Here is a 12,850-nt window from a genome sequence, read left to right on the forward strand (position 1 = left end):
TCGCTGGGGCCCGAGGACGTGGCGCTGACCGGCGCCGGTCGCAGGTTCCGCCTGGCCGCCACGTGGGACGTCGACGGCGACCTGGCGGCGCTGGCCGACCGGATCGCGACCCGGAACAGCGAACCGCTGGTGCTGGAGGTGGACGCGCGGGTCGAGCACGCGGTCGTGCCGACCGTCGACGGCGGCCTGGTCGAACTCGGCGGCGAGGAACTCGGGTCGATCGCCCTGCGGCACGAAGGCATCGCGGCGGCGCTCCGGGAGAACCCGTACCGGTCGGTGGCGCTGGTCGGCGAGCAGGCGGGCGCCCTGCCGGGGGTGGGCGGGTTCGCCTTCGACTTCGTCTCCGCGCTGCACGCGGTCGGCGACTTCCGGCCCGTCCTCGGGGTGTACCGGGACGCGGGCGGGCGACTTCGGATCAACCCCGTCGGGGGGTTGCGGATCGGTGACCTGACCGTGGACGTGGTGTCCGACTCCTGGGGGACGGCGGCCGCGGTGGTGGTCCGCTCACCCGGTGACGAGGAGCGGTTCGAGCAGGTGCGCCGGTGGGCGCGGGCCACCACGCCGGGCACGTGGTCGGGGCTCCGCGCGGTCCTGGGCGTCGCCGCCGACGTGCCGGGACGTCCGGTGCTGCTCTTGGCCTCCCGGTCCGGCGCCGGCTACCTGGTCGCGTTGTCGAACTCGTCCCCCTTCGTGACCGACGCGGTCGGGCTCGCGGCGGTGCTGCGCGACCACGACGACGTGCGCGACGTGGCGGGCATCGACCCGCGGGTGCCGTTCGTGCTCGCCTCGCTCGACGGCGCCCCGGTCGGCGGCGAGGACTTCGCCCGCGAGCTGCTGCCCGGCGGCTACGCGCGGCAGGTCCACCTGCCCGACGGGCGGTTGCTGCTCGGCGCGGACGGCACGATCGGGGTCGACGGCATGGGTTTCCGGGCGGTGGAAGCGCCCCCGGTGCCGCACAGCCGGTTGGCCGTCCACCCCCTCCACGACCCCACGACGGGCTGGGTCATCGGGCAGTTCAGCCCTGGTTCCGAGGCGGACCTCGCCACCATACCGAACAGCCTGGCGTTCGAGGCGATCACGGAGCGCAAGCACTACCTGAGTCAGCGCTTCGCGTCGCAGGAGAGCGGCACGACACCGCCCTTCGACGTCAGGCGCCGGATGAAGTGGCTGCACTCGGCGATGCCGCCGTGGTACTTCGCCATGCACGGGCTGCCGGGCGTGACCCTCGCGAGGTTGCGCGCGACTCGTCACCGCCTGGGGGACGAGCACTACCTCGACCCCGCGGCCACGGGGAGGTTCGCGGTCGGGAACCAGGTCTACCGATCGGTGCCGCACCTGCCGGGTCGTCCTGTGGTGGGTCACGTGTGCTTCATGGCGACCCCCGGCCAGGGCGGCGAGTCGGTCGCGTCCCACGTGCTGGCCGCGTTCCGCGCGGCGGAAGGTCCGCAGGTCGTGCTCTGGGCCGCGAACCAGGTCGTCGCCATGAGCCGCCGGAACGGCATGAGGAAGGTGTACGGCGGCGGTAGGTTCCGCCGGGCGGCGCTGCCGGGGCAACCGGAGGAGGAGTCCTCCGACGACGAGTCGGTGACCGGCGCCGACGAAAGCGGTGCCGGCCCGGAGCCGGGCGCACCGGCCGGCGGTCAGGTCCTGCTCCTCGGCGCGGGGGTGGGGTTCACGCAGCCGACCACGTCGACCGGGAACCTCGGCGGCTACCCGATGCCGTCGACCGGTGCGCCGGACTCCCCGCCCGGCCTCGCCTTCCCGACGCACGCGTCGGACCTGGAGCGGTGGGAGGTGCTGCACCGGGGCCTCGCGTCGTCCGGGGAACAACCCACCCCGGTCCACGTGTTCGCCCACTACCGGAACCAGGAGTTCCTGGTGGACGGGAAGTGGTGCGACGCCCCGCGGTTCGCCGCCGGGATCGCCGCCGCGCCGGACTACCGGGCCGCGCCTGCGACCGCGCCGCTGTTGCTGGTGCTCGACGGCGCGGGCACCGACCGAGAGGACCTGGCCGCGGCCCGAGCGGTCGCGACCGCGTTGCGGGGAGACGACGCCCCCTACCGGAAGGTCAAGGTCAACACGGCCCCGGTGACCGCCCACCCGGTCACCGGGGTGGTGGACCGCGTCGGAGCGCGCTTCACCGTGGTGTCCCTGGTCCAGGGAGCCGACGTGCGGGGACAGGAGCTGCGCGACGCGCGGAACCGCGAGTACGGCCTGGCCCTGTTGCCCGACGCGGAGCACAACGACGACCTGCGCGTCGCGGCGTCGTTCGCCACGGACTCCGCGCAGGGCACGGCGATGTTCGTGGAGGACTTCACCGACCTCGACAAGGCGACGTTCTCCGCGCAGGAGTGGGCACCGGCCACGACGGGCGACCGGGCGCGGCCCTTCGTCCTGCACCTGGCCGCCTACGCGGGCCGCTTCGAGCTGCGGACCCGCGAGGGGGTGACGGCGAGGCTGAACGCGTCGGAGATGCGCTGGTTGCTGCGAGGGCACGAGGTCTACCGACGCCTGGCCGCCGGGCCGGTGCGGCGGCCACTGGTGTTGATCACGCGTGCGCCCGGGCCGGACCAGCGGCTGAACCAGGAACTGCTGGCACTGCTGCACCAGGACGGGATCCGCGCGTCCTTCGAGTACTCGGGCCCGGTGGGCACCTGGCCGCGCACGTCGGACGGCCTGATGAGCAGGCCGTACCTGCCGCTGCCCCTGTCGAGCCTGCACACCTTCTCCCGCGGTCCCGCCCTGCGGCGCGCGGACGTCGTGCTGACCGGGACCGGCCGCAGGTTCCGCCTGGCCGCCGATGCGACCCTCGCCGGCGATGTGGTCGCGTTGGCCGACCACCCCCGGATGAGCGACTCGCTGATCATCGAGCTGGACACGGAGGTCGACCACGCGGTCGTGCCGACGGTGGACGGTGGGCGGATCGAGGCCGGCGGCGAGGAGGTCGGTCGGATCGCCTTGCAGGACCGCCGGATCGCGGCCTTGCTGAAGGCCCGCCCGAGCCTGCCGGTGGTGCTGTTGGGCGAGCAGTCGGGTGCGCTGCCGGAGATGGGCGGGTTCGGGTTCGACTTCGCCTCGGCGTTGCACGCGGCCGGTGACTTCCGCACGGTCGTCGCCCTGCACCGGGACGAGAACGGGGTGTCGGCGTTCAGGGTCGTCTCCCGGCTGCGGGCCGGTGACGTGGCCGTGGAGTCGGTGCGCGACCGCGATGGCCGGGTGGCCGCGGTGGTGGTGCGCTCGCACGATGACGAGGAGTGGGTCGACCAGGTGCGGGAGTGGGCGCGGGCCACCACCCCGGACACGTGGTCGGGGCTCCGCGCGGTCCTGGGCCCGGCTTCCGGTGACGCACGGCCGGTGCTGCTCCTGGCCTCCCGGGCGGACGACGGCTACCGGGTGGTGCTGTCGAACTCGCGGCCCTTGGCCGACGTGGCGGCGCCCGAGCTCGCTTCGGCGCTGCGCGATGACCGGGACCTCCGCCGGGTGGCGGGCATCGACCCGCGGGTGCCGTTCCTCCTGGCCTCGCCCGACGGTGTCCCGGTCGGGGTCGACGACTTCGCGCGCGGTCTGCTGCCCGGTGGTTACTCGCGGAAGGTCTACTGGCCCGACGGGCCGTTGCTGCTCGGCGCGGACGGGTCGATCGCGGTCGACGGCACGGGCTTCCAGGCGGTGGGTCCGCACCCGCCCGACGTCGACCGGTTGGTGGTCAACCCGATCCACGAGAAGGGCAGCGACCGGGTCATCGGGCAGCACGCCCCGCGTGACGAGAACGACGCCGTGACGGTGCCCGGCAGCCTGCTGGTCGAGACCGACGCAGGGTGGCGGCACTACTGGAACCAGCGCCCGGGGCAGGGACCGGCCGGTGCGAAGCCGTTCGACGTCAAGCGCCGGATGAAGTGGTTGCAGTCGACGATGCCGCCGTGGTACTTCGCCGTGCACGGGAGCCCTGGTCGCACGATGGCGCGGATCCGCGCCGCCGGTCACCGCCTGGGGGACATGCAGGTCCTCGACCCGAGGACCACGGCGAGGTTCGCGGTCGGGAACGCGGTCTACCGGTCGGTGCGGCACCTGCCGGGTCGTCCCGTGGTGGGTCACGTGTGCCACATGGCCGCGCCCGGCCGCGATGGCGAGTCGGTCGCGTCCCACGTCCTGGCGGCGTTCCGCGCCGCGGAGGGTCCGCAGGTCGTGCTCTGGGCCTCGTTCCAGATGGTGGCGGTGAACAGCGGCACGGGCAAGCGGACGGTCCGCAACGGCGGTCGGTTCCGGAGGATGGCGCCGCCGGGGGAGCCGCTGGAGGAGTTCTCCGACGACGAGTCGGTGACCGACGCCGAGGAGGGTGGTGCGGCTCCCGGTGGCGGGCAGGACCCGACTTCGGACGGGCACGTCCGGCTCGGCGGCGGGATGGGGTGGGGCTTCCCGCAGCCGGACGAGGAACCCGGCGGTCGCCTCGTCCCGTTGACCGCCACACCCGGCTCGGCCGCCGGCCTGTCCTTCCCGGCGCTGGCGTCGGACTGGGAGGAGTGGCAGGCGCTGCACCGGGGTCTCTCCTCGTCGGGTGAGCACCCCGCACCGATCCACGTGTTCGCCCACTACCGGGAGCACGGGTTCCTCACGCACGGCGCGTGGTGCGCCCCTGAGCGGTTCGCCACCGCGATCGCCCGCACCTCGCGGTACCGGGTCGCCGACCCGACCGCGCCACTGGTGCTCGTGCTGGACGGCGCGGCCTCCACCCAGTCCGACCTGACCGCGGCCCGAGCCGTCGCGGTGGCGTTGCGGGGTGACGGTCCTTACCGGGAGGTCCGGGTCAACACGGCGCCGCTCACCACCGACCCGGACACCGGGGTGGTGGACCGCGCCGGAGCGCGCTTCGCCGTGGTGTCCCCGGTCCAGGGAGCCGACGTGCGGGGACAGGAGCTGCGCGACGCGCGGAACCGCGAGCACGGCCTGGCCCTGCTGCCCGATCCCGAGCTCAACGACCACCTGCGGATCGCGGCGTCGTTCGCCACGGATTCCGCGCAGGGCATGGCGATGTTCGTGGAGGACTTCACCGCCCTCGACAAGGCGACGTTCTCCGTGCAGGAGTGGGCCCCGGCCACGATGGGCGACCGGGCGCGGCCCTTCGTGCTGCACCTGGCGAGCCGCGAGGGCCGCTACGAGATCAGGACGGACACCGGGGTGGAGGCCCGGTTGACCGCCTCCGAGATGAGGTCGCTGCTGCGGGAGCACGAGGTCTACCGGCGCCTGACCGGCGGACCGGTGCGGCGACCGCTGGTGCTGATCACCCGCACGGACGAGCCGGACAGCGCGCTCAACCAGACGTTGCTGACGTTGTTGCGCCAGGACGGGATCCGCACGTCGTTCGAGTACTCGGGGCCGGTCGGCACGTGGAAGTCCGCGTCGAAGGGCCTGCTGAGGAGGCCGTACCAGCCGCCGCCCCTGTCGAGCCGGCACGGGTTCACCCGCGGCCCCGAGCTGCGGCGGGCGGACGTGGTGCTGACCGGCGGCGGTCGCCGGTTCCGACTGGCCGCCGACGGCGCCCTCGCCGACGAGTCGGTCTGGTTGGCGGACCAGGTCGAGGCCGGTCCGGTCGAGTCCCTGGTCCTGGAGCTGGACACGGGGGACGACCACGCGGTCGTGCCGACCGCGGACGGCGGACGCGTCGAGGCGGGCGGTGACGAGGTCGGTCGGATCGTCCTGGCGGACCCGGAGATCGCGGCCCTGCTCAAGGCCCGCCCCGACTTGTCGGTGGTGCTGGTCGGCGAACGGTCGGGGGCCCTGGCGGAGGTCGGCGGTGTCGGGTTCGACTTCGCCTCGGCGCTGCACGCGGCCGGTGACTTCCGGCCCGTCTACGCCGTGGACCGGGACGAGAACGGGACGCCCGGGCTCAGGATCGTCTCGCACCTGCGGGCCGGCGACGTGGCCCTGGAGTGGGTGCGCGACCGCGACGGGCGGACGGCCGCGCTGGTGGTGCGCTCGCACGACGACGAGGAACAGGTCGAGCTGGTGCGGCGGTGGGCGTCGGCCACCACGCCGGAGACCTGGGCCGGGCTGCGCACCACCCTGGGCGCCGGGGCCGGTGACGCCCGCCCGGTGCTGGTCCTGGCCTCCCGGGCGCACAACGGTTACCGGGTGGTGTTGTCGAACTCCTACCCCCTCGACGGCGTGGGGGCGGCTGGACTGGCAGCGGCGCTGCGCGATGACCAGGACCTGCGCCGCGTGGCGGGTGTCGACGCGAGCGTGCCGTTCGTCCTCGCCTCGCTCGACGGTGCCCCGGTCGGGGTCGACGACTTCGCGCGGGGTCTGCTGCCCGGCGGCTACTCGCGCGAGGTGCACTGGCCGGACGGACCGCTGCTGCTCGGAGCGGAGGGGACGATCGCGGTCGACGGCACGGGCTTCCAGGCGGTGGGCCCGTACCCGCCGAACGCGGACCAGTTGGTGGTCCGTCCCCTCTACGAGAAGGGGAGCGACCGGGTCATCGGGCAATACGCTCCGCGCGACGAGGTCGATTTCGTGAGGTTGCCCGGAAGCCTGATGTTCGAGGCGGCATCCGGGGGGAGGCACTACTGGAACCAGCGCTCCGGGTCGGAGGCGATCGCCGCGAGATCCGACTTCGACGTCAAGCGCCGGATGAAGTGGCTGGGGTCGACGACGCCGCCGTGGTACTTCGCCATGCACGGCGGGCCGGGCCGCACCGGCGCCGGCATCCACGCCGGTCGTGGCCGTCTGGGGGACAGGCAGCGTCTGAGCCCGGTGGACACGGCGGCGTTCGCGGTCGGGAACCGGGTCTACCGGGTGGCGAAGCCCCGAGGTGCGGACGTGGTGGGCCTCGTCTGCTCCATGGCCGCTCCCGGCTCTGACGGCGAGTCTGTCGCCTCCCACGTCCTGGCGGCGTTCCGGGCCGCGGAGGGGCCTCGGGTGGTGCTCTGGGCGACGAGCCGGGACACCGGGGTGAGCAGTGACCACGGCAGGCGGGTCGTGACCCGAGGCGGGCGGTTCCGCAGGGCTGCGCTGCCCGGCGAACCGGATGAGGAGTTCTCCGACGACGAGTCGGTGACCGGTGCGGAGGGGGTCGACACCGCGGAGGGCGGTGCGGCTCCCGGTGGCGGGCTGGACCTGGCGTCGGACGGGCACGTCCAGCTCGACGGCGGGATGGGCTGGGCTTTCCCGCAGCCGGCCGAGGAACCCGGCGGTCGCCTCGTCCCGTTGACCGCCACACCCGGCTCGGCCATCGGCCTTTCGTTCCCGGCGCTGGCGTCGGACTGGGACGAGTGGGACGTGCTGCACCGCGGGCTCTCCTCGTCGCAGAAGGACCCCACCCCGATCCACGTGTTCGCCCACTACCGGAAGCAGAGGTTCCTCACGCGCGGCAAGTGGCGCACCCCCAAGCAGTTCGCCGCCGACATCGCCCGCACTCCCCAGTACCGGGCCGTCGACCCGACCGCGCCACTGGTGCTGGTGCTCGACACCGAGGACTTCACCCAGGCAGACCTGGCCGTGGCACGCGTCGTCGCGATGGCCCTGCGGGGTAACGGCCCCTACCGCGAGGTCGGGGTCAACCAGGCTCCGCTGACCATCGACCCCGACACCGGGGAGGTGGACCGCGCCGGAGCGCGCTTCGCCGTGGTGTCCCTGATCCGAGCGTCCGACGTGGTGGCCGGGGAACTGCACGACGCGCACGCCCGCGAGCACGGTCTGGCCCTGCTGCCCGACCCGGGCCTCAACGAGGAGCTGCGGATCGCGGCGTCGTTCGCCACGGACTCCGCCCAGGGCCTGGCGATGTTCTCCGACGACGTCGCCACGTTGCTCAACGTGAAGTTCTCCGTGCAGGAGTGGGCCCCGGCGACGTCGGGGGACCGGGCGCGGCCCTTCGTGCTGCACCTGGCGAGTCGCGGGAACCACTACGAGGTCAGGACGCACTGGGGGGCGCCAACCCGGCTGAACGCCTCCGAGATGCGCTGGTTGCTGCGGGAGCACGAGTTCTACCGGCGACTGGCCGGTGGTCCGGTGCGACGTCCGCTGGTGCTGATCACACGTGCGCCCCGGTCCGACAACGCGCTGAACCAGGACCTGTTGGCCCTGCTGCGCGAGGACGGGATCCGCGCGTCCTTCGAGTACTCGGGTCCGGTCGGCACGTGGGAGCGCACGGAGCAGGGTCGGTTGAACAGGCCGTACACCCCACCGCCCCTGTCGAGTGGCCACGCCTTCTTCCGCGGCCCCGCGCTGCGGCGGGCGGACGTGGTGCTGACCGGTTCCGGTCGCCGGTTCCGCCTGGCCGCCGACTCGGCCCTCCCGGGCACCGTGGTCGCCGCGGCCGACCGGATCGGGTCGAGCGCGATCCCCTCGCTCGTCCTGGAGTTGGACACGAGAGCCGACCACGCGGTCGTGCCGACTGTGGACGGCGGCCTGGTCGAGGCGGGTGGAGAGGAGGTCGGTCGGATCGCGCTGGAGGACCCGGGGATCGCGGCCCTGCTCCAGGCGCACCGGGACCTGCCGGTGGTGCTGGTCGGTGATCAGGCGGGAGCCCTGCCGGAGATCGGCGGTGTCGGGTTCGACTTCGCCTCGGCGTTGCACGCGGCCGGTGACTTCCGCCCCGTCTACGCCCTGAACGAGCACGGGAACGGGGTGCCGGAGTTCGCGCTCGTCTCGCAACCGCGGGTCGGGGACCTGGTCGTGGACAAGGTGCGCGACCGCGACGGTGTGGTGACGGCGGTGGTGGTGCGCTCACCCGGCGACGAGGAGCGGTTCGAGCAGGTGCGGCAGTGGGCGCTGGCCACCACCCCGGACACGTGGACCGCGCTCCGCTCCACCCTCGGCGTCCCCGGCTCGGTGGAAGGGCGACCCCCGCTGATCCTGGCTTCCACCTCCGACGTCGGCTACCGGGTGCTGCGGTCGGACTCGCGTCCCTTCGGCGTGGTGTCCGCCGTGCTCGCGGGGGTGCTGCGCGACGACCCCGTCGTGCGCGAGGCGGCGGGAACCGACGTGCTCCTGCCGTTCGTCCTCGCCTCCCTCGACGGTGTCCCGGTGGGAGCCGAGGACTTCGCCCGCGGACTGCTGCCCGGTGGCTACGCGCGGAAGGTCCACTGGGCCGACGGGCCGTTGCTGCTCGGCGCGGACGGCACGATCGCGGTGGCCGGCACCGGTTTCCCGGAGGTGGGCCCGTTCCCGCCCGACCTGCGGCAGCTGGTGGTCCACCCGCTCCACGACCGCGGGAGCGACCGGATCACCGGGCAGTTCGCCCCCGGTAGCGAGGGCGACCTCGCGATGATCCCCGGCGTCCTGCTGCTCGAAGCGGCTGCGGAGCGGCGCCACTACTGGAACCAGCGCACCGGAGACGACGGCGCGGCCCCGTTCGACGTCAAGCGCCGGATGAAGTGGCTGGAATCGACGATGCCGCCGTGGTACTTCGCCATGCACGGAGGTCCGGGCGTCACGCGCGCCAGGATCCGCGCCCCTCATGGTGCTCTGGGAGACGTGTACTACCTGGGGCCCAAGTCCTCGGGACGGTTGGCGGTCGGGAACCGGGTCTACCGGTCGGTGGCGCACCTGCCGGGTCGTCCCGTGGTGGGTCAGGTGTGCTCCATGGCCGCTCCCGGTGCGGACGGTGAGTCGGTGGCGTCCCACGTCCTGGCGGCGTTCCGCGCCGCGGAGGGCCCGCAGGTCGTGCTCTGGGCCGCGGACCGGGTCCTCCGGCTCGACGGCGCGGACGGCAGGCGCGCCGTCTACAACGGTGGCCGCTTCCGGAGGGCGGTGCTGCCGGGCCAACCCCAGGAGGACTCCTCGGACGACGAGTCGGCGACCGGTGCCGAGGACGACGAGCCCCCGCAGCTCGACGCCGCGATGGGACGGGCGTTCCCGCCACCAGCCGAGCCGGCGTGAGGACGGGGTACCGGTGACCCCGGATGCCCTGGAACGGGTCGATGGGGAACCGGCGCGTGCCTCAACGCGCCGGGTGGCCCCGTGCGAGTTGTCCGGGCGTGACGCCTGCCCGTGCAATGGTCCACGGCCACAACACCGCGACAGGAGGACGACGTGGAGGTCGACGCCGACGTCGAGAACTGGTTCCTGCTGATGGACCACACGTGGGAGCCGCAGAGCCAGGACGAGGCGCCGCCGCTGGAGGCGGTGGTGGGTCTGTGGCCGGTGCACCCGGACGGGAGGGTCGGGCCGTTCCGCACCAACCCGGCCTACTTCCCCGGCGACCCCGACTCGCCGGCCGACCCGATGGACGCGCTGCTGCGGCAGGTGATCAACGGTCAGGCGCAGGCCGAGCAGTTCCAGCTGCTGCTGCGCGACTCGCTGTTCGACATCGCCATGAACGGCGACGACCGGCCGCTGGTGATGCTCTCACCGGACGACGTGCAGTGCGTGGTGATCACCACCTCGGAGGTGCACCGGCAGCGCGTCAGCTCGCCGGACTGGCGGCGCATCGACCTGGCCGACCTGGTGAACCTGCTCGCCGACGACGTCGACGTGCTGTTCAACCCCGGCGGCCCGGCCTCGGCGCGCCTGTTCGGCGACTTCATGCGCCGGGCGCTCGCCATGACCGACGACGAGTTGGCCGAGGCCTACGAGCGCTTCCGCAAGACCGATGTGCTGGAGGTGACGCCCTGGGAGGTGCCGCCGGTCAGCAGTGCCAAGACCGATGACGTGGTGGACCCCGTCGGAGCTCCCCACCTCGACGGCGTGCCCGTCCCGGACGGCGAGGCCGACGTCGAGGAGCAGGCGCCTCCGCCAATCGTCTGACGACTGCCCCGCCGGTGCCCGAAGAGGCGGACCTGACCGGCCGGCGTCCACTGTCCCCGCTCACGCGTTGCCCCGTCCGGCCGAGGTCGGCGACGGTCGTCACCGACGACCGATCACGCGGAGGAGCAGGTTCATGGTGTCGCCACCGAAGTGGTACTGGAGGCTGCGCAGGCGGCTGGTGAAGTTGGCGCTCCGGCGACCGCGACTGCCCCGGCCCTCTCTGCCCCGATTCTCCCTGCCCCGACTCTCTCTGCCTCGACTCCCTTTGGCCAGGTTCTCCCCGCCCAGGCTTCCGCTCACCAGGCACCGGTTGTCCCGGACCCGGTTCCTGGCCACCGCGGCGCTGCCCCGGCTCCGGCTACCCGCGTTCCGGTCGTCGTCGAGGCCGCCCAGGGCGGCGCTGCTGCTGCCGGTCGCGGTGGTCGCCGTCGTGGTGGTCCTGGCCGCCTTGACGATCAGCGGTGACAGCTTCGTGGGCGGCACGGCCGCGTCCCGCACCACGGCTGCCGTCCCCGCGACCTCCACATCGACCCTCACCCCTTCGTCCGCGTCCTCCTCCAGCGCCGCCGGCTCCCCGGCCCCGCTCCCCGCCGCGCCCGCGGCCTCCGACCCTCCCGCGCCCGTCGCCCCGCCCGCCGTCGTGAAGCCGATCGCGGCCGGCCCACCGCCGTGCGGCCGGTTCTTCGACGACTTCCGGTACTCCTCCAGCCGCGACGGGCGGCTGACCGCGGCGGGGTGGACCGTCCGCACCGACCCCGGCGGCCCCGGCCCGGGTGGCGCGCGGTGGTCGGCGGACGCCGTCACCTTCCCCGCCGTCGACGGTGAGTCGGTCGCCCAACTCGCCGCCTCCACCGACGGCACCGCCGCCGGTACCACCCAGGCCGAGTTGTTCCAGGGCGCGCGCAGGTTCCGCGAGGGCACCTACGCCAGCCGCGTCCGCTTCGCCGACGGCCCGACCACCGGCGCTGACGGCGACCACCTCATGCAGGCCTACACGACCCTGTCCCCGATGAACGGCGACTACGACCCCCTCTACAGCCAGCTCAGCCTCACCGAGTACACGCCGAACGGCGCGTGGGGCTCGCCAGGACCGATGCGCAGCCACGCCAGCGTCTACACCGTGCGTCCGGACCCGTACGACGCCAAGCAGGCCGTCACGACCATGACGAGCAGCGCGAACGGCTGGCACACGGTGGTGGCGCAGGTCGGCGGCGGTCACGTGCGCTACTACTTCGACGGTGCGCTGGTCGCCGACCACACCAGCGACGGCGAGGGGCACTCGGTGCTGCCGCGGCAGGGGATGGGGCTGTACTACAACACCTGGTTCGTCGACCTGAACGGCCACCAAGGCGGTCGCAGCACCTACGTGCAGCAGGTCGACTGGACCTACTACGCGCAGGACGCGTCGATCGCGCCCGGTGACGCGGTCGGGCAGGTGACGGGTCTGCGCTCCGGGGGTGTGGAACGCCTCGACACCCTCCGGGGCTCGACCGCCCCGTGCGGCTGAACGGTTCCGGGGACCTCGTCGCCAGTGGACGGTCTACTCAGGACGGCCCCGGCATCCTGCCGGTGCGAGGTTTCTCTCGCTCACGTTGAGCCGAACAGATAAAGCGTCCCGCCCGTTCGGGCAGCGACGTCCGATCGGCGTTGCCGAGCACGCGGCGACGGCGTGAGAGTACCGGTGTTCCAAGACGCCGTTGCACACCCTTTCCTTGGACATGAGGAGTGACCGCACCATGACTTTCCTGAAACGCGCCGTCCTGGCCGTGGCCGTATCGCTGCTGGCCGCCGTGGCGGCATTCGGCACGGCCGGCAGCGCGCAGGCCGCGACGCCTGCTTTCAAGCTGTGCAACTACGGTTCGGGCTACCTCGCGTTCGCCAGCTTCCCCGACCGGCGCATGTCGACGGTCGGTGTGTGGCCGAACCAGTGCGTCGAGATGGTGGGTGTCGGCGCGAACGAGAGGTTCGCGATCTCCGCCCGGCCGATCGTCGGCAACGCCCTGACCCCCTCCCGCGTGGACTGGACCTTCGCCGGCGGGCGGACCCTCGTGCAGACCTGGGGAACCTTCAACGCCTTCAGCTACGGCAAGCTCCCCTACTGACCGGTGGT

General features: G+C 73.3%; 4 protein-coding genes (1 of these 4 cut by a window edge). All 4 read left to right on the forward strand.

Annotated elements, in window-relative coordinates:
* Positions 1-9,873, forward strand: partial view of a hypothetical protein gene (locus ACQPYE_RS17390; RefSeq protein WP_498722373.1) — the final stretch only. 26,700 nt of this gene lie to the left of the window's left edge; only the last 9,873 of its 36,573 coding nucleotides appear in the window; the start codon falls outside the window, past its left edge; the stop codon is at positions 9,871-9,873.
* A gap of 153 nt (positions 9,874-10,026) precedes the next feature.
* Positions 10,027-10,740 (forward strand): type VII secretion system-associated protein, encoded by a 714-nt coding sequence (locus tag ACQPYE_RS17395; protein WP_498722375.1) that lies wholly within the window; start codon positions 10,027-10,029, stop codon positions 10,738-10,740.
* A gap of 310 nt (positions 10,741-11,050) precedes the next feature.
* Positions 11,051-12,247 carry a glycoside hydrolase family 16 protein gene (locus tag ACQPYE_RS17400; RefSeq protein WP_498722376.1) on the forward strand — a complete coding sequence of 399 codons (1,197 nt, stop codon included), beginning with the start codon at positions 11,051-11,053 and terminating at the stop codon, positions 12,245-12,247.
* Between the two features lie 229 nt (positions 12,248-12,476).
* Positions 12,477-12,842, forward strand: coding sequence for a hypothetical protein (locus tag ACQPYE_RS17405; RefSeq protein ID WP_498722377.1), 366 nt, complete (start codon positions 12,477-12,479; stop codon positions 12,840-12,842).
* Positions 12,843-12,850: the final 8 nt, after the last annotated feature.

Source organism: Actinosynnema sp. CA-299493, from assembly GCF_050946825.1.
GTDB lineage: Bacteria > Actinomycetota > Actinomycetes > Mycobacteriales > Pseudonocardiaceae > Actinosynnema.

Excerpts from the sequence above, each read along its gene's own strand:
- ACQPYE_RS17405 (WP_498722377.1), top strand. The coding sequence starts at position 12,477 with ATGACTTTCCTGAAACGCGCCGTCCTGGCCGTGGCCGTATCGCTGCTG.